General features: G+C 38.6%; 15 protein-coding genes. 8 read left to right on the top strand and 7 right to left on the bottom strand.

All coding sequences use genetic code 11. From position 1 onward, the window contains the following. Positions 1 to 21 precede the first annotated feature (21 nt). The 4 genes from SJY23_RS10920 (at position 22) to SJY23_RS10905 (ending at position 2794) form a co-directional block, all read left to right on the top strand. Entirely contained in the window at positions 22 to 393 is a 372-nt protein-coding gene (locus tag SJY23_RS10920; protein WP_396596367.1) for a hypothetical protein, read from the top strand. 67 nt (positions 394 to 460) lie between these two features. Further along, positions 461 to 1894, top strand: coding sequence for an amidohydrolase (locus SJY23_RS10915; protein WP_396596366.1), 1434 nt, complete (start codon positions 461 to 463; stop codon positions 1892 to 1894). Further along, positions 1894 to 2403, top strand: coding sequence for a VOC family protein (locus SJY23_RS10910; protein ID WP_396596365.1), 510 nt, complete (start codon positions 1894 to 1896; stop codon positions 2401 to 2403). The genes SJY23_RS10915 and SJY23_RS10910 overlap by 1 nt, the downstream gene beginning before the upstream one ends. 10 nt (positions 2404 to 2413) lie before the next feature. Then, positions 2414 to 2794 (top strand): nuclear transport factor 2 family protein, encoded by a 381-nt coding sequence (locus SJY23_RS10905; protein ID WP_396596364.1) that lies wholly within the window; start codon positions 2414 to 2416, stop codon positions 2792 to 2794. A gap of 36 nt (positions 2795 to 2830) precedes the next feature. Here SJY23_RS10905 and SJY23_RS10900 read toward each other — a convergent pair whose 3' ends face one another. The 4 genes from SJY23_RS10900 to zwf all read right to left on the bottom strand — a co-directional run bounded on the left by SJY23_RS10900 (position 2831) and on the right by zwf (position 7924). Beyond that, positions 2831 to 4471 (bottom strand): ABC-F family ATP-binding cassette domain-containing protein, encoded by a 1641-nt coding sequence (locus SJY23_RS10900; RefSeq protein ID WP_396596363.1) that lies wholly within the window; start codon positions 4469 to 4471, stop codon positions 2831 to 2833. Positions 4472 to 4591: 120 nt separating this feature from the next. Continuing rightward, positions 4592 to 5593, bottom strand: coding sequence for a carboxypeptidase-like regulatory domain-containing protein (locus tag SJY23_RS10895; protein ID WP_396596362.1), 1002 nt, complete (start codon positions 5591 to 5593; stop codon positions 4592 to 4594). Positions 5594 to 5635: 42 nt separating this feature from the next. Continuing rightward, positions 5636 to 6349, bottom strand: coding sequence for a 6-phosphogluconolactonase (gene pgl, locus SJY23_RS10890; protein ID WP_396596361.1), 714 nt, complete (start codon positions 6347 to 6349; stop codon positions 5636 to 5638). A 63-nt stretch (positions 6350 to 6412) separates the two neighbouring features. After that, a complete protein-coding gene (zwf, locus tag SJY23_RS10885) occupies positions 6413 to 7924 on the bottom strand; it encodes a glucose-6-phosphate dehydrogenase (RefSeq protein ID WP_396596360.1) in 1512 nt (503 codons plus the stop codon). A gap of 176 nt (positions 7925 to 8100) precedes the next feature. On the opposite strand from zwf, the gene gndA reads away from it, so the two are divergent. From gndA to SJY23_RS10870, 3 genes are read left to right on the top strand one after another with little or no spacing between them, the layout of a single operon-like run. Beyond that, on the top strand, positions 8101 to 9510 hold the full coding sequence (gene gndA / locus SJY23_RS10880; protein ID WP_396596359.1) for an NADP-dependent phosphogluconate dehydrogenase: 1410 nt from the start codon (positions 8101 to 8103) through the stop codon (positions 9508 to 9510). A 59-nt stretch (positions 9511 to 9569) separates the two neighbouring features. After that, positions 9570 to 11198 (top strand): ABC transporter substrate-binding protein, encoded by a 1629-nt coding sequence (locus SJY23_RS10875; RefSeq protein WP_396596358.1) that lies wholly within the window; start codon positions 9570 to 9572, stop codon positions 11196 to 11198. A 43-nt stretch (positions 11199 to 11241) separates the two neighbouring features. Then, positions 11242 to 11853 carry an IMPACT family protein gene (locus SJY23_RS10870; protein WP_396598117.1) on the top strand — a complete coding sequence of 204 codons (612 nt, stop codon included), beginning with the start codon at positions 11242 to 11244 and terminating at the stop codon, positions 11851 to 11853. Here the strand turns inward: SJY23_RS10870 and SJY23_RS10865 are convergent, their stop codons facing one another. Beyond that, on the bottom strand, positions 11854 to 12246 hold the full coding sequence (locus SJY23_RS10865; protein WP_396596357.1) for an acyl-CoA thioesterase: 393 nt from the start codon (positions 12244 to 12246) through the stop codon (positions 11854 to 11856). A 203-nt stretch (positions 12247 to 12449) separates the two neighbouring features. On the opposite strand from SJY23_RS10865, the gene dnaA reads away from it, so the two are divergent. Next, complete coding sequence (gene dnaA, locus SJY23_RS10860) at positions 12450 to 13877, top strand: chromosomal replication initiator protein DnaA (protein WP_035337496.1); 1428 nt, start codon at positions 12450 to 12452, stop codon at positions 13875 to 13877. A gap of 82 nt (positions 13878 to 13959) precedes the next feature. Here the strand turns inward: dnaA and SJY23_RS10855 are convergent, their stop codons facing one another. Together SJY23_RS10855 and SJY23_RS10850 are read right to left on the bottom strand one after the other, a co-directional pair. Beyond that, a complete protein-coding gene (locus SJY23_RS10855) occupies positions 13960 to 14166 on the bottom strand; it encodes a hypothetical protein (RefSeq protein WP_396596356.1) in 207 nt (68 codons plus the stop codon). A gap of 52 nt (positions 14167 to 14218) precedes the next feature. Beyond that, positions 14219 to 15682 carry a glutamate synthase subunit beta gene (locus SJY23_RS10850; protein ID WP_396596355.1) on the bottom strand — a complete coding sequence of 488 codons (1464 nt, stop codon included), beginning with the start codon at positions 15680 to 15682 and terminating at the stop codon, positions 14219 to 14221.

The raw sequence follows: 15682 nt of genomic DNA, 5'->3' as shown, positions 1-15682 counted from the left end.
ATTAGTAGCTAACAATCAACCATGCTAGCACCCATACTCACTTTCTGGAAGTCCTTATCATACACTACCAGATTCTCCATCATAGCTTTTGTAGCAATACTTCCTATGGGACTCTTTAGTATGGGAATTCTAGGAGCGTTACTGTATTATCCCGTTTCATTCTTATTTACCTCCTATCCCACCCTTAATGATTGGACAGGCGATTGGGTATGGCCAGCAACTATAGGTGTTGGGATGTTTTGGTCTTTTGGCTTTATCTGGGCTGGACTTGCTTGGCACTTTCTACGCAACAAACTACATTCTGTACATATTCTGAGAGTTATATATGCGATTATATGTTGGGCGTGGGCTGCATTATTATGGTATGGAGTGATAAGCCGCAACCTATCGTAACGATAACATTTTCTGGAGTTTTGATTTTGTGTATCTTAGAAGCTACCAACCAAAATGTTAGACTTTAATGAAAAAATTGACACTCCTCTACATTTTGAGTATGATCACGCTAAGCGTCTCTGCTCAACAACTATCAAAAAACAAACAAGCAGTAATCGCGGCTGTTGAAAAACATGAAAAAGAACTCATCCGCATTTCTGATGAGATATGGTCTATCGCCGAGACTGCTTTTGAAGAAACCCAGTCGGCTGAAATTCTAGCCAGTTATGCTGAGAAAAATGGATTTAAAGTAGATCGTGGCGTTGCAGGAATGCCTACGGCTTTTGTCGCTACGTATGGATCTGGAAGTCCTGTAATTAGTGTTTTGGGAGAGTTTGATGCACTACCAGGACTTTCTCAAAAAACAGAGCCAACTAAAAATCCGCTTAACGAAGGCGAGCCTGGTCATGGCTGTGGTCACAATATGTTTGGCGCAGCGAGTTTAGGTGCTGCCATTGCCATTAAAGAACAAATAGAAGCCGGAAAAATCAAAGGAACCGTAAAATTTATGGGAACACCTTCTGAAGAGAAATTCTTTGGGAAAATATGGATGGTACGAGAAGGTCTTTGGGATGATGTAGATGTAAATATTTCTTGGCACCCAGCAGCAGAAATGAAAGCAGATGTACAAAGCTCTCTCGCGCTGGTAGATTTTAAAATAGAATTTTTTGGTCAAGCAGCACACGCCAGCGCAGACCCATGGAATGGACGCTCTGCCTCTGATGCACTTGAAATTTATACAACAGGTGTAAACTATTATCGTGAGCACGTAAAACCTACCGTACGCATGCACTACCACATACAAGATGGTGGTCAAGTGGTAAATGTAGTTCCAGATTACTCGCGTCTATGGATGCGCGTGCGCGACACAGAACGTAAAGGGATGATGCCCGTGTATGAACGCTTACAAGAAATGGTTGAAGGCGCAGCCATCCTCGCAGATGTAGATTATAAAGTATCTCTTATTTCTGGGATTTATGAAGTACTCGTCAATAGAACTGGTGGAGCAGTAATGCAAAACAATCTTGAGCTTCTAGGGCCTATAAATTATACGCCAGAAGAAATTGCCTTTGGTAAAAAAATTCAAGAAGTAACTGGAAAGCCTCAGGTAGGTATGGATAGCACTATCAAACCACTTGAAGCAACTAGAGAAAATCCAGGTGGCGGTAGTACAGATGTAGGTGATGTGAGCTGGAATGTAGCAAATATTAACCTTGGTGTTACCACTGCTCCTAAGGATACACCGTGGCACTCATGGGCTGTCGTTGCTTGTGGAGGGATGTCTATTGGTCACAAAGGAATGACATATGCTAGTAAAGCAATGAGCATGACGATGCTTGATCTTTTTGAAGATCCTACGCTAGTAAGAGAAGTTAAAGCAGAATATAAAGAACGTAAAGGTGATGCCGTGTACGAAGCGATTGTACCAGCAGGACCGCCGCCAGTAAACCAAGGAAAATAATGATGAAAAATAAATTATTTATAAACGCAGTAGCTCTTACAGTTACTGCGTTATGTTTTTTCTCATGTACAGAAAAAACAAGTACAACACCCACTAATCTAGACTCAGCGTCAGGATTTCAAGTTGCGATAGATCATTATGCGATTAACGTAGCAGATCTGGATGAAAGTGTGGCTTTTTATCAAGAGGTCTTTGGTTTGAAAGAAATTAAAGATGGTACAGAGCAGCCACACATAAGGTGGTTTAGACTAGGGACTTTACAAGAATTACATATTATTGAAGTAGATAGCCTAGATAAGAAAATACCTAAAGGTGTACATATTGCACTGGCTGTAGGTGATTTTGACCGCTTTCGCGAAAGCATAGAAAAACGAAACCTCAACTACTACGACTGGCCAGGAAGTGCTAACCAAATTTCAACACGTCCAGATAAAGTACGCCAACTATACTTCCAAGATCCAGATGGATATTGGGTCGAAGTAAATGACGGTAATCAGTTTAATCATTAAAAGCCACATCATGTCTAAAACCGAAACCATGAAAGAAAATGCCATCGCTTTTTACAAAATGGCATATGAGGGAAATCCGCGAGAGGCGGTTTCTTTATACGTTGGTGATGAATATATACAGCACAATCCCGACGTAGAAAATGGAACCGAAGGATTCATATCTTACTTTGAAAGAATGCAGGCTGAGTATCCAGAAAAATCAATCAACTTTGTACGCGCCATTGCCGAAGGTGACCTTGTATCCTTACATACGCATCAAATATGGCCAGACGATGATCAATACATCACGATGGACTTTTTTAGATTTGACACCAATGGGAAAATCGTAGAACACTGGGATGCTATACAGCAAATTCCAAAAAAATCTGCAAATCCTAATACGATGTATTAAAACTTAGGTCTTAAGTCGCTCGTTACCTAGAGCGACTTAAGACTTCATTAAATCTATTTCTTTAAGATTTTCAATACGGTTTCTTTTTAAGAAATCGTCTATGCTTTCAAAGTGCTCAATAACGCGCTTCTCCTTAAATTCAAATACCTTTTTAGATAAGCCTTGTAAGAAATCACGATCGTGAGAAACTAGGATAAGTGTTCCATCAAAGGTTTGTAGTGCCTCCTTTAAAACATCTTTAGACTTGATATCTAGGTGGTTTGTAGGCTCATCCAGTATTAATAAGTTTACCGGATCAAGAAGTAACTTCACCATCGCTAGTCGCGTTTTCTCTCCTCCAGAAAGTACACTTACCTTTTTATCAAGGCTGTCTCCTGAAAACATAAAGCGACCTAATATATTTTTAATCTGCGTGCGCATATCGCCTTTGGCAACCTCATCTACGGTTTGGAAAACGGTAAGATCTGGATCTAATAATGCAGCCTGATTTTGAGCAAAATAACCCACTTTTACATTATGTCCTAGTTCGCAAGCACCTTCTACCTCGATTTCACCAAGTATGGCTTTAATCATCGTTGATTTACCCTCGCCATTTCTACCTACAAAACTCACTTTTTCGCCTCGAGCGATATCCATATTTGCACTACTAAAGACCGTATGATTGTCATACTTCTTAGTAAGATCTTTCACTTTTACAGGAAAATCTCCAGACCTAGGCGCTGGTGGAAATCTCAATGCTAGTGCTGAGTTATCTACCTCATCAATCTCAATGATGGTAAGCTTTTCTAGCATACGCTCACGAGAAGAAACTTGGTTGGTCTTACTATAGGTTCCTTTAAAACGATCTATAAATGCCTGGTTATCTGCAATAAATTTTTGCTGCTCTTGGTAGGCTTTGATTTGATGTGTACGACGATCTGCACGTAACTCAAGATAGTGTGAGTAATTTGCTTTATAATCGTAAATGCGTCCCATTGTAACCTCTATCGTACGATTTGTAATATTATCAATAAACGCCTTATCGTGAGAAATCACAACGACAGCCTTTGCCTTATTCAACAAGAAATCCTCTAACCATATCACAGACTCAATATCTACGTGGTTTGTAGGCTCATCCAGTAAGATAAGATCTGGTTTTTGTAGTAAGATTTTGGCTAGCTCAATACGCATGCGCCATCCTCCAGAAAATTCGCTCGTAGGTCTTGTAAAATCCTCACGTTTAAACCCAAGTCCTTTTAACGCTTTCTCAACTTCCTCTTCATAATTTACCTCCTCAATCGCATAAAACTTCTCGCCAAGATCTGTCACCTTCGTGATGATGTCCATGTATTCCTTAGACTCATAATCTGTACGAGTTTCAAGCTCCTTGTTAAGACGAGCCATCTCCTCCTTCATTGTAAAAACAGTAGAAAAAGCCTTAGAAGCCTCCTCCATTACCGTACAATCATCATCTGTAAGTAAGTGCTGTGGTAAGTATGCTATGACTGCATCCTTAGGAGTTCGTACGTTACCACGAGTAGGTTTTAATGCTCCTGCGATAATTTTCATCATGGTAGACTTACCAGCTCCGTTTTTACCCATTAGGGCAATTTTATCATTCTCATTAATAGAGAAAGAAACATCTGCAAAAAGTGTGTCTCCGCTAAACTCAACGGCAAGGTTATCTACTGCAATCATAATATAAATTTAAGATTGCAAAAATACTATATTAAGTGGTGCTTTGTGAAGATTAGTACGCTTTCGCGAAAGCGTAATTTTCAAATATTAATCTAAGCGAAAAGTTAAAAAATTAGCATACTATTCTTCTGCTAGTTCAAAAGTGAGAGGTAGCATTGCTCCTACCTTACGTGCTGCCATCGCACCGCCTGTATACAATACATCAACAGGACTGTGATTTCCGAATGAATCAATAAAAAATGAAGCTGTAGCTTCAAGTTTTGATTGCTCGTCTTGGTTATAAAGAATCTGGATATCTTCTTCAAGAAGGGTTACTTCATGTCCTTTATCTGTTGCAATTATTTTAAAAGGCGCATATGGAGCAGTCTCATATTTGCCTAGAAAAACTCTATACTTTTCTTCTACCAATTTATGATCGCGTAGCGCTCTTAGAAAGTGAAGTAGTGAGCCTTTATATTCTGCAGTTCTATTTTTTAAAATCTTACGGCTCGTTTTTTCTTTAATATTTTCAAAAAACACAGTCCCTACAAAAAAGGACTTTCTTGCCATATTAAATCCATTGAGACTTTTCTCATAAGTAACCTCAAAGTCCATGAGATCATAAGATACGAGATACCCCAAGTTTTTATTTCTAATCCTAATAGGCACATTGCTGTCTGCATACAGCATCCCGTTAGTAGCGCTGTATCTCAACCGGATATCTTTTTCATTGAGAATCTTGACACCCTTTGTATTTAATACCGGACCTATAAAGTGCTTTTTAAAAGCTCTCATTTTACGTTCTCTTGACCAAGTATCGTCATCTAATATTACCTCATCTAGTGAATCGATACTTTCTTTAAGATATAAAGTTCCTAAAGAGCCAAGTTGATTGTGAGGGATAATAAGCGTCTCAAAACCTAAAACACTTATAATAAGTTCGGTTTGTATCGCATTATCTCTAGTGATTTTGAAATCTCCTTGCGCATTAGATATAGCGCCAATTGTGGTATTATTAAAATAGACAGAGGCATTCTCGATGGCAAGACTGTCTTGTCTAGCTAGCAGTGTCCCTGTAATTACATCTTGAGCATGTATTGTTATTGCAAAAAGAAAAAAGACAATACAACTAGCTACTTTCATAAGATATAAATTACGACAACATATTATTATTTTCGGATAAAACTATTGATCTAACCCACTTGCTGCATCTTCGTCCATAAACCAATGAAGTTCTCCAGAGAGTGGTGAAACAAGACTTGCTGGATAATCTCTAAAATCTTCTTCTTGATTAATGATTGTTTTCACCTTTTCTTCTTTTGAAGCTCCAGTAACTAGAAATGCAACAGCTTGCGCATTATTGATAATATCGCCCGTAATACTCACGCGTTGTTGTCCAGATTCTGGATGTGTCGCCACTTCGCACCAGTTTGATGAGTCCCAAAGCTCTATCTCATGAGGAAATATAGATGCAGTGTGACCATCATCTCCCATACCTAGTATCACTAAATCAAATTGAGGCACCTCATTTTCCGTAGCGAGCGTACTTTCTAAAACCTCTGCATAGCGTATAGCTTCTGCTTCTGGATTATTTTCGCCAAGGATGCGATGTATATTTCCCGCAGGGATATTGATTTTTGAAAACAAATGATCGACGGTCATTTTGTAATTGCTTTGCTCATCTGTAGGAGCAACACAACGCTCATCACCCCAATAAAATTGGAACTTAGACCAGTCGGCATCTGTATGCTTCTCTGCAAGTAAGTCAAAAACAATTTTAGGAGTACTTCCTCCAGATAGTGCAACAGTAAAACGCTCTTTACCACTTGCAGCTTCCATTAAATAAGTAGCAAAATCTTGTGCTACTTCTTGCTTTGTTTTTGATATATGTAGTGTCATTGTTTTCTATTCTATAATTACAACCGCAGAACGCTAGTTAAAATGGGTAACAACTCAATATTATTATTCTATCACACAGTATCCTGGATCGTCTGCTAGATGTGCTCCTGGATTACGCCAGCCGCCTTGACCTTCTATAAGATCATCTGCAAATTCTGGACCCCAGACTCCTGCCGCATATCCATACATCTTTACATCACGACTTGTCCAATATTCAAGTATAGGATCTGTAAATCTCCATGCTGCTTCTACCTCGTCTGCACGAGAATATAAAGTAGCATCACCTTGCATTGCATCAAGCAATAGACGTTCGTAAGCTTCCATAATATCTGTATCACCTAAGCTAGAGTAGTAAAAATCAAGATTACCACGCTCTACCTTAAATCCTTGTCCTGGCACTTTCACACCAAACTTTACTAAGATACCCTCATCAGGTTGAATACGTATGATGAGTTTATTATCCTTATTAATGTCTGAGTTTTTAAAGATCTGGTGGTGCGGTGACTTGAAGTGTATCACAACTTCTGTAACCTTAGTAGGCATACGTTTTGCCGTACGCACATAAAAAGGAACATCTGCCCAGCGCCAGTTATCTACAAAAAACTTAACCGCAGCATAGGTTTCTGTAATACTATCTGGATCTACATCTTCTTCCTCACGGTAACTATTTACACGCTCACCATCTATCTCACTGCTTAAATACTGTCCGCGTATCGTATTTTTATCAAGCACTTCTGGGTCAGTCATTAATCGTAATGACTTGAGTGCTTTTAATTTTTCGTTACGTATTTCTTCTGGATCTGCACTTAATGGTGGCTCCATTACTATTAATGCAACAAGCTGTAATAAGTGACTTTGAAACATATCTCGCAATGCTCCGGACTTATCATAATAACCACCGCGAGACTCTACGCCTCCACTCTCTGCATTTGTAATCTCTACGTGATCTATGTAATCACGATTCCATAAGGGCTCAAAAATGCTATTTGCAAATCGAGTTACAAGTATGTTTTGAACGGTCTCTTTACCTAAATAATGATCTATTCTGTAAATCTGCGATTCTTTAAAATATCTGTGTAATCCCTCGTTGAGTGACTTTGCGGTCTCCAGACTGTAGCCAAAAGGTTTTTCTACTATAAGTCGTTTCCAGCCTAGACGCTCATCATTAAGTCCTTTTGCAGTAAGATTCTTTGCAATGGCTTCAAACAAACTAGGAGGTGTAGATAAGTAAAAGATGATATTATTATCACACTGGTATGCGGTATTGATATCTTGTATGCGCTCATTGAGCTCACGGTAATCTACATCGTACTTTTTATGGAGATCTTCATAAAATAGTTTCTCAGAAAATGTAGCAAGAAATTCCTCACTGTCATCTAAGTATTTACTTTCTAGCACAACACGCTTTCTAAACTCCTCATCGGTCATAAAACTACGCGCTACGCCCAACACGGCAAAATGCTCAGGCAGGTGTTTATCTTTATAAAGCTTGTATAATGCAGGAACTAATTTTCGGGCAGTGAGGTCACCCGAGGCGCCAAAAATGACTAATAACTGATTCTCTGTCTTGCGCATATGAATGACTTATTTAAGGTGCTTCAAAAGTATTGAAACTTTCGTCCATTCCCAACCGACTTCCCTACCACTTACTCACAAAAACAATTATTTTTCCACTATTTTTGAAGAGCAATGCCCACTTCTAAATTTGACTCACTTTTCTGGGTTCATTTGTGGGGAATGAAACTGTATTTATGGAAAATTCTTATGATTTTGGCTTAGTTGGACTGGGCGTAATGGGACGTAACTTTATATTAAATGTAGCCGATAATGGCTTTAGCGCGATGGGCAATGACCTTGACCCAGAAAAAGTAAAAGCGCTTATTGAGGAAGGCGGCGACCCAAAACGCGTAGATGCGACGGTTGATGTATCCGCTTTCGCGAAAGCGTTAGCATCCCCACGTAAGATCATGCTACTAGTACCTGCAGGTAAAGTAGTAGACATCGTCATAGAAAGTTTACTACCACACTTAGATAAAGGAGACATTATTATAGACGGAGGAAACTCTTTCTTTACAGATACCGACCGAAGAGAAGCTTACTTATCTGAAAAAGGAATTCACTTTTTTGGAGCAGGAGTTTCTGGAGGAGCCAAAGGCGCACGTATAGGACCTAGCATCATGCCTGGAGGATCAAAACCAGGATATGCAGCGGTACAGCCCATTTTTGAAGCAGTATCTGCCAAATATAACGGAGAACCTTGTGTTGCTTACTTAGGACCTAAATCTGCTGGAAACTATGTAAAAATGGTGCATAACGGTATTGAATACGGACTTATGCAACTTACTTCTGAGATATACGACGTGCTTAAAAAAGCAGGCAACTTATCTAATCAAGAACTGCACGAAACCTATAAATCATGGAATGAAGGACGACTACAATCCTTCTTAGTAGAAATTACATCAGAAATTTTTGCCGAAAAAGACACCATTACTAGTGGTGACCTTGTAGACCAGATTCTTGATAAAGCAAAACAGAAAGGAACAGGAAAATGGACCTCACAAAATGCGATGGACCTAGGTATTCCCGTACCTTCTATCGATATCGCTGTGAGTATGAGAGAAATCTCTGCACTTAAAGATGAGCGCACCATTGCAGATTCTCTGTACGATCGTCCAGAAGTGGCAACAATGGATAAAGAAAAGCTAACTAAGCTTACAGAAGAAGCACTTTATTTCTCTTACATCATTACTTATGCTCAAGGTTTGCATCAGCTAGCAGACGCGTCTAAGGAATATGGATATGACCTCGATATTGCGGTAATTGCAAAAATATGGAGAGCTGGATGTATTATAAGAGCAAAGCTCCTTGCAGATATCACAGATGCCTTTACAGAAGACACAGAGCTACCTAACCTTTTATTATCTCCATCGTTTATCAAGAAGATACAAAGCACGGTAGACTCGGCTAGAGAACTTGTTGCTTATGGAGCTATAAATGGCATCCCGCTTCCTGGAGTATCAAACTCGTTAACGTATTTTGACGCATATACTTCTACGAGATTACCACTTAATCTTATACAAGCACAACGAGATTATTTTGGATCTCACACCTACGAAAGATTAGACCGCGAGGGAATCTTCCATACAGAATGGGAGAAATAAAACGAAGTATTTAAAATCACCACAGAAGCACTTCCGTATTGTACAAAAACAATCACTTTTTGAGAAAATCTAGCACATGGACAGCAGCTGTATGGCTCGCTGTCGTGCTTTTAAGTTTATGTACAGTAGGTTGCTCAAACAGTAAAAGCACAGATCGAGATCATGAAGTGTTTAGATACAACGAGCAATACCAGATTTCGACATTAGACCCTGCTTTTGCTCGCAATCCGCCGATTATCTGGCCGGTAAATCAGTTATTTAATGGACTTGTTCAATTAGATAATGATCTTAATGTGCAGCCAGACATCGCTAAGTCTTGGACTATTTCTGAAGATGCCCTCACCTACTCTTTCACACTACGTGATGAAGTTAAGTTTCATAAACATGAAGCTTTCAACACTGTTGATAGCACGAGGAATGTAGTTGCAAGTGACTTTGCATATTCCTTTGATAGACTTACAGACCCAGCTATTGCATCCCCAGGAAGCTGGGTGCTTAGTAACGTTGATCATTATAAAGCAGAAAATGACAGTACTTTTGTAGTGCAATTAAAGCAGCCTTTTCCTGCATATTTAGGATTGCTTAGCATGAGATACTGCTCTGTTGTACCTAAGGAAGTGACAACTTTTTATGGAAATGAATTTAGATCAAACCCTATAGGTACTGGTCCGTTTAAATTTAAACGTTGGGAAGAAGGTGTAAAACTCGTTCTTCGTAAAAACGAATTGTATTACGAAAAAGATGCTGCTGGAAATAGCCTTCCTTACTTAGAAGCTGTTGCCATTACTTTTTTACCAGACAAGCAAAGCGAATTTTTACAGTTTGCTCAAGGCAATATTGACTTTTTAAATAGTCTTGATCCTTCTTATAAAGACGAGATACTCACTGCCTCTGGAACACTACGCGAGAAGTATGAAGACAGAGTGAATTTTGAAAAAACACCATGGCTTAACACGGAGTACATAGGTTTCTATCTTGATAGTAACACTCCAGAAGTTCAATCTACTTTATTACGTAAGGCAGTAAACTACGGTTTTGATCGTGAGAAAATGATCACCTATTTACGTAATGGAATAGGAAAACCTGCAGTAAACGGTTTTATTCCCAAGGGACTTCCAGGTTTTAATGAGATAGAAGGTTATAGTTACAATCCTACACTTGCTAAAGAACTTGTAGCTCAGTACACTGCACAAACTGGAGATCAGTCACCACAACTCACTATCGGGACAAACAGTCAGTACCTTGATATATGCGAGTACATACAGCGAGAGCTACAAAAAGTAGGACTGGATGTACAAATTGATGTGATGCCTCCATCTACATTACGCCAGATGAAAAGTAGTGGTGAGCTAGACGCTTTCCGCGCTAGTTGGATAGCAGATTATCCAGATGCCGAAAACTACTTGAGTTTATTTTACAGTAAGAACTTCACTCCTAATGGACCTAACTACACACACTTTAAAAGTGCGACCTTCGACAGTCTTTACGAGAAAAGCTTAAGTATTACAGAGATTAATGAACGCAAACAGTACTACATAAAAATGGACTCTCTTATTATAGAGCAGTCCCCAATCATTCCGCTTTATTATGACGAAGTGGTGCGATTTACACAGAAGACCATTTCAGGTTTTGAACCCAATGCTCAGAACTTCTTAGTGTTGAAACATGTAAAAAAGAATAAAAAGTAGTGTGATTACGCTTTCGCGAAAGCGTACCTAAAAAAATTAAAACATCGAACAAAAAGACACTTATAACACCATTTTATCACCTTCTGAAGAAACACTCTTCAAGGATCGTAATAGCAAATTCTTTGGCTATGCATTTCCCGTTACCACAGAGGAAGAAGTCAAGGAACGTATAGATGCATTAAAAAAGCAACACTATCAAGCCAGGCACTGGTGCTATGCTTATGTGTTAGGTAAGGAATACGAACAATACCGTGCAAATGACGACGGCGAGCCTTCTAACAGTGCCGGCGCTCCTATTTATGGACAGCTACAATCTTTTGATGTGACTAATGTGCTTGTAGTAGTTGTACGATATTTTGGCGGAACAAAATTAGGTGTAGGCGGTCTAATCAATGCTTATAGAACGGGGGCACAACTCGCCCTTGAGAATGCTCGCATAGTAGAGAAAACGATTGACATCCCTTTTTCTGTACAATTTGAATATTCCTTACTCAACAAAGCGATGCGTTTAATTAATGACTACAAAGTCACCATTATCGAGCAGAAAATGGAAATGGACTGCGTCTTTCATCTGGCCATACGCAGGAAAGAGTCTGAAAAGGTAATTGAGGCTTTTAATGAAGTCTATGGAATTAACCTTCTTAAAGAAGATTAACTAGAGTTTCTCTAAAATGTATTTTGGACACCTCATAGGTCTCCCCGTTTTAGTATTTATAAAGATCAATTCTGTACTTGCCACTGTTAATAACTCTTCCTTTTGGTTATAAACTTTATAATCGAACATAATACGCACCGTAGGAATATTCCTAAGTGAAGTTTCTATTTTAAGGCGATCATCAAACAATGCAGATTTTTTAAAGGTCGTATTTAAATTATATACTGGAAGCATCACTCCATTTTCCTCCATCCATTTGTAAGAAATTCCAAGCTGTTCTAGCCACTCAAGTCTCGCAATTTCAAGATATTGCGCATAGTTACTATGATGCACAAAGCCCATCTGATCGGTTTCTGAGTAGCGAACTTTAACAAAAGTATTATGGTTTTTCACGGTAAAGAGGTCTTATTTTTTGTAATTTTAAATCTTACAAATGATGCAACAAAATTTGCGAAAAAACAACCCTTCACTCGTTTTTTTATTACTTTTTTTGTTCACATATTTGCTTAGCTTTTAAAGGGAGCATTATCAACAATACGATAATCTTTTTAAAAGGCATTCTGTACTAAAAAACAACCAATAATTTAACTCAACGAATGACTCTAACTGCGCAATCTGTATGGGATAATTGTCTCGCATTTATTCAGGACAATATTACACCCCAGGCATATAAAACGTGGTTTGAACCGATTAAAGCGGTCAAGCTCACAGATAACGCATTAAGCATACAAGTGCCTAGTAAATTCTTTTATGAATGGCTAGAAGAACACTATGTTAAACTTCTTAAAGTTGCGCTTAACAAAGTACTAGGTGAAAACGCCAAACTGGTTTATGTAATCAGAATGGAAAACACTTATGGAAATAATCAACCGTTTACAGAAAAAATTCCTAGTGCAAATAGAAGTGCTATGAAATCTCAAGATGTTGATGCTCCATTTAAAAATAAAAATCCAGAGCTTAAAAATCCTTTTGTAATTCCAGGTATTAGAAATTTACAAATAGAATCACAGCTTAATCCTAATTATAATTTTGAAAATTTCCTTGAAGGTGAGTCTAACCGTCTAGCAAGATCTGCTGGAATGGCTGTGGCAAATAAACCAGGAGGAACATCATTTAACCCACTACTCGTTTTTGGCGGTGTAGGTTTAGGAAAAACACACCTTGCACACGCAATAGGTGTTCAAATAAAAGATAAATATCCAGCAAAGACTGTTTTATACATATCTGCTGAGAAGTTCACACAACAGTACATTGAGTCTGTAAAAAAGAACAACCGAAATGACTTTATACATTTCTATCAAGTTATTGATGTTCTTATTGTAGATGATATTCAATTACTAAGTGGTAAAGCAGGAACTCAAGATGTGTTCTTCCATATCTTTAATCACCTACATCAGAATGGTAAGCAAGTAATTCTTACCTCAGATAAGGCGCCGGTTGATATGCAAGACATCGAGCAACGCCTTCTTTCTCGTTTTAAATGGGGATTAAGTGCAGAGCTACAACACCCAAGCTTTGAAACGCGTATTGCCATCATAAAGCAAAAGCTGTATCAAGATGGTGTTGAGATGCCAGAAGAGATTGTAGAATTTCTTGCAAATAACATCAAGACAAATGTAAGAGAGCTAGAAGGTGCTATTATATCACTTATTGCGCACTCTTCTTTTAACAAGAAAGAAATCACATTAGATCTAGCTAAGAAGATTGTAGACAACTACGTGAAGCATACGAAGCGCGAAGTATCTATAGATTACATACAAAAGATTGTATCAGATTACTTCCAGATGGATGTAGAGACACTACAGTCTAAAACTCGTAAACGTCACATTGTACAAGCAAGACAGCTCGCTATGTTCTTTGCAAAGAAGCTTACAAAGGCATCTCTTGCAAGTATAGGTTCTCAAATAGGACAACGCGATCACGCAACCGTATTACACGCTTGTAAAACGGTAGATAACCTTGCTAGCACAGACAAGCAGTTTAGAAAATATGTAGAAGATTTAGGAAAAAAGCTATCTGTGTAACTTCTATCTTGAATTGATTATAATAACAAAGCCTCTACATGAAAATGTAGAGGCTTTGTTATTTTTACTGTTATAGTCAAATTTAATTCTCTTTTTCTATTTTCTTTTTTACGACACCACTCTTAAGTGAATTGACCACCCCAACACTCGTAACAAGAATACCCGCTATGAGAAATCCAAAAATAAAATAACTACTGGCCTCAAAAACCATACACATGATTCCTATTAAAACAAGCACTCCTCCAAAAGTTGATATCCATTCTCCTTTTGAACTTTTTTGAATTTTCATGATACTACTTCTATTGTTAGAAATATCAATATACAATTAACATCACAAATAGTTAACGTCTAGGCAAATCGCTTTCCTCATCTTTTAATGGAAGCTCAGAACTTCCCATTAAAAACTTATCTACGTGATGTGCTGCTTGACGTCCTTCTGAAATTGCCCAGACGATAAGGGATTGCCCTCTACGCATATCACCTGCTGCAAATACACCAGAAACATTAGTACTATAATCAGTTGCCTTAATGTTACCCCTCAAATCTGTATCGAGATGTAATTGGTCAATTAGTGTTTTTTCTGGCCCGGTAAAACCTAGAGCTAGAAATGCCATATCACATTCCCATTCTTTTTCTGAATTAGGAACCTCTTTTAGCTCACGCCTTCCACTTTCATGAGTAATCCACTCCACTTCTGCGGTAATTAATCCTGTGAGATTTCCTGCAGCGTCACCCACAAATTCCTTAGTTGATATACTAAATACACGATCAACCCCTTCTTTGTGTGAAGAACTCGTGCGTAGTCGCATAGGGTAATATGGCCAAGGCTGCTCCGCTGGTCGCTCTACAGTAGGTTTATTGAGTATCTCAAAATTAGTCACACTATTCGCCCCCTGCCTATTACTCGTGCCTATACAATCAGAACCTGTATCTCCTCCTCCTATTACAATAACTTTCTTATCGGTCGCTACAATGTCTTCTTCCCAGTTATTTAAACCATCTTGACGCTCATTATTTTGCTTTAAAAAATCCATTGCTTGATACACTCCTTTAAGATGTGCTCCTTTAATAGGAATAGATCTTCTCACAGTAGCACCACCGCAAAGTACAATAGCATCATACTCATCTTGAAGAGCCTCTACGCTTATATTTTGTCCAACATTTGCATTCGTTTTAAAGGTGATTCCTTCTTCTTTAAGGACCTGAAGACGACGATCAATCACCTGTTTTTCCATCTTAAAATCTGGAATACCATAGCGCAGTAGCCCACCTACCTTTGCATCTCTTTCAAAAACTGTTACAGCGTGCCCAGCCCTATTAAGTTGCTGTGCCGCTGCAAGACCAGATGGACCAGAACCAATAACGGCAACAGACTTTCCTGTACGTTTTACAGGTGGTTGCGCCGTAATCCATCCTTCTTCGAAAGCACGCTCTACTATATTTTTTTCGATATTTTCAATACTTACAGGGTCTGCATTAATACCAAGAACACAAGCTTCCTCACACGGAGCAGGACAAAGTCTTCCAGTAAATTCTGGAAAATTATTTGTCGCATGTAATATTCCTGCAGCTTCTTTCCAGCGTCCTTTGTAGACGGCATCATTAAAGTCTGGTATAAGATTACCCAACGGGCATCCAGAATGACAAAATGGAATCCCGCAATCCATACACCTACCTCCTTGCTTTTTAAGGTCAACCTCTTCTAGCGGAACGGTAAATTCTTTATAATTTTTCAAGCGTTCCTCTGGCGCTACATAGCGTTCATCTTTACGCTCAAATTCTAAAAATCCTGTTACTTTTCCCAT

It is taken from the genome of Dokdonia sp. R86516, from assembly GCF_044596715.1.
Lineage (GTDB): Bacteria > Bacteroidota > Bacteroidia > Flavobacteriales > Flavobacteriaceae > Dokdonia.
The sequence above is the reverse complement of the archived record's forward strand: the minus strand, read 5'-3'. Positions and strand labels throughout refer to the sequence as shown.

Bases quoted from the DNA above. Each gene is read 5' to 3' on its own strand.
- SJY23_RS10920 (WP_396596367.1), top strand. From the start codon at position 22: ATGCTAGCACCCATACTCACTTTCTGGAAGTCCTTATCATACACTACC.
- SJY23_RS10915 (WP_396596366.1), top strand. From the start codon at position 461: ATGAAAAAATTGACACTCCTCTACATTTTGAGTATGATCACGCTAAGC.
- SJY23_RS10910 (WP_396596365.1), top strand. From the start codon at position 1,894: ATGATGAAAAATAAATTATTTATAAACGCAGTAGCTCTTACAGTTACT.
- SJY23_RS10905 (WP_396596364.1), top strand. From the start codon at position 2,414: ATGTCTAAAACCGAAACCATGAAAGAAAATGCCATCGCTTTTTACAAA.
- SJY23_RS10900 (WP_396596363.1), bottom strand. From the start codon at position 4,471: ATGATTGCAGTAGATAACCTTGCCGTTGAGTTTAGCGGAGACACACTT.
- SJY23_RS10895 (WP_396596362.1), bottom strand. From the start codon at position 5,593: ATGAAAGTAGCTAGTTGTATTGTCTTTTTTCTTTTTGCAATAACAATA.
- pgl (WP_396596361.1), bottom strand. From the start codon at position 6,349: ATGACACTACATATATCAAAAACAAAGCAAGAAGTAGCACAAGATTTT.
- zwf (WP_396596360.1), bottom strand. From the start codon at position 7,924: ATGCGCAAGACAGAGAATCAGTTATTAGTCATTTTTGGCGCCTCGGGT.
- gndA (WP_396596359.1), top strand. From the start codon at position 8,101: ATGGAAAATTCTTATGATTTTGGCTTAGTTGGACTGGGCGTAATGGGA.
- dnaA (WP_035337496.1), top strand. From the start codon at position 12,450: ATGACTCTAACTGCGCAATCTGTATGGGATAATTGTCTCGCATTTATT.
- SJY23_RS10855 (WP_396596356.1), bottom strand. From the start codon at position 14,166: ATGAAAATTCAAAAAAGTTCAAAAGGAGAATGGATATCAACTTTTGGA.
- SJY23_RS10850 (WP_396596355.1), bottom strand. From the start codon at position 15,682: ATGGGAAAAGTAACAGGATTTTTAGAATTTGAGCGTAAAGATGAACGC.